The sequence below is a fragment of the Candidatus Obscuribacterales bacterium genome (assembly GCA_036703605.1).
In the GTDB taxonomy this organism is placed as follows: Bacteria; Cyanobacteriota; Cyanobacteriia; order RECH01; family RECH01; genus RECH01.
This window is the reverse complement of sequence record DATNRH010001006.1, coordinates 1-1,903: the sequence shown is the minus strand read 5'-3', so window position 1 is coordinate 1,903 and position 1,903 is coordinate 1. Positions and strand designations below refer to the sequence as shown.

2 protein-coding genes are annotated in these 1,903 nt (G+C 51.4%); both read left to right on the top strand.

Annotation, left to right across the window (positions count from 1 at the left end):
• On the top strand, nucleotides 1-225 hold a 225-nt coding region (locus V6D20_20595), incomplete at its 5' end, for a hypothetical protein (protein HEY9818179.1).
• Complete coding sequence (locus V6D20_20590) at nucleotides 222-1,634, top strand: packaged DNA stabilization protein (GenBank protein HEY9818178.1); 1,413 nt, start codon at nucleotides 222-224, stop codon at nucleotides 1,632-1,634. The genes V6D20_20595 and V6D20_20590, both read left to right, overlap by 4 nt.
• The last annotated feature ends 269 nt before the right edge of the window (nucleotides 1,635-1,903 follow it).

The window sequence follows — 1,903 nt, the reverse complement described above, 5'->3', positions numbered from 1 at the left end:
AAGCAGTACACCCCCAGTATGCAGCGCATTGCGGCTCAGGGAATGCAGACTATCAGCAATCGCACGGTTGAGCTTCAAGATGTGCAGTATCCCCGCAGGTTCCCGCGTGGCATGGCTAACGGTTCGCCGTTCTCCAACAAGTATTATCATCCTGCCAATCGCATCGTGACCAGTAACGACTATCTCACCGATGAAGGTGATGACCCAATTACGACTACGCCATGAAGCTACCCCTTGTTAAAGGCACCCGCATTGATGTAGACGCAGAATGGCGTGATACCCTGCCGCGTAACATGGTGGGCTTCTATCAGTCCATCGGCTCATGGTCTGGCTACCTGCGAACGGCTGACGGCCTGAGAGCATTTGCCACTGGTTTTGGTGCTGACCGTGGCGGCATATGGTCTGAGCGATTCCGACAGCACTACCGGCTATCCGGTGATACCTTTGTCAAGGTTGACGAGTTCGGTGATGTCACTGACCTGAGCGGCGGAATATCTGTGCCAGGCTCTAATCAGGCTAGGTTCGCCAACTCGTTTAACTCCGTGGCCTTTGTGGCTAACGGCGAATACTACCGCTATGACGGCACCACATTCGCACAGATAGCCCGCCCACTTGGCTCTAATCCGTTCATTGATATGTGCTGGATTGATGGATACTACATCTTCACTGATGGCGAGAACCTGTATAACACTTTGCTTGCTGATGAGACTTCTTTTGGTGGTAACGAGCGGGCAGGCTCAGACTTTGCCCCCGATGAAATCATAGGCATTGAGAAATCCACAGACAATAAGCTGTTGGCCTTCAACCGATACACTACTGAGCGCTTCTACAACAACGCAGGACCGGCCTTTCCATTTGCCCGTATACCTAACGCAGCCCTGCCTATTGGCATCGTCGGAACAGATGCCAAAGTGAGTATTGGTGATGGTCAGTGGGTCATATTCGGCGGCTCAAAAGAATACAGCCCCTCTTTCTATCTGATGACCAACAGCTACAGCAATATCAGCACAAAAGAGATTGATAGCATCATTGACGGCTATTCTGACTTTGAGCTTACTAATATCAAATTGGAATATAGAGACACCAGAGATCAAGGTTTGGTTATATGCCACTTACCCCGAGACGTGTTGGTGTTTGACGTGACCCTTAGCGGCAAGCTGCAAGAAAACATCTGGTATCGGTGGGATTCTAACGGCGAAAGCTATCGAGCCATTAACGGAGTATACGACCCGCGCAACATAAGTGATGAGGCATCTAGCTGGATCTATGGCGACAAGCAAGATGGGACGATTGGCCGCCTAGATGAAACGGTTTGCACCCAGTATGACGAAGCCGTTGAATGGGAATGCCAGTCTCCACTGGTGCGAGTGGGCTCTACCGTTAAAGTAGCTGAGCTAGTGACGGCCCCAGGCCATAGCACCGTTAAGGATGATGTGGTCTATTTCTCCACCACCAAGGATGGCGCATTGTTTGGCTCTCCCGTACTGGCTCCGCGTGGCGCTCAGGGTGACTATCAACACAGGATCATCATTCGCAGGCTTGGCGATTATCCCCGATGGATGGGTGTTAAGCTACGCGGATTCTCCAAAGGCGTCTTCAGCGTGACCGGCGTCGAGATAAATGAGGTTAACTGATGCGGCAAGATAGCCTCTTATCCTATGGCGACCTTGAGCGCCTTGGCTGGCCTGGCTGGTTGATAGACGACTACTTGGGCCGGCTTCGTGAGCTAACCCCACAGAAAGGAACTGAGGCCGATCCTAACGGCATATACGTTGCCAACCTCAATGGTATGTACATCAAAACTGATGCCGTCACTGCATTATGGGTCAATCCGTCACCGGGAGAAACAACCGGATGGATTCAGATAGCCTAAAGTTTGCGCCTTATGACGGCGATTTGATTG

Excerpts from the sequence above, each read along its gene's own strand:
- V6D20_20590 (HEY9818178.1), top strand. The coding sequence starts at position 222 with ATGAAGCTACCCCTTGTTAAAGGCACCCGCATTGATGTAGACGCAGAA.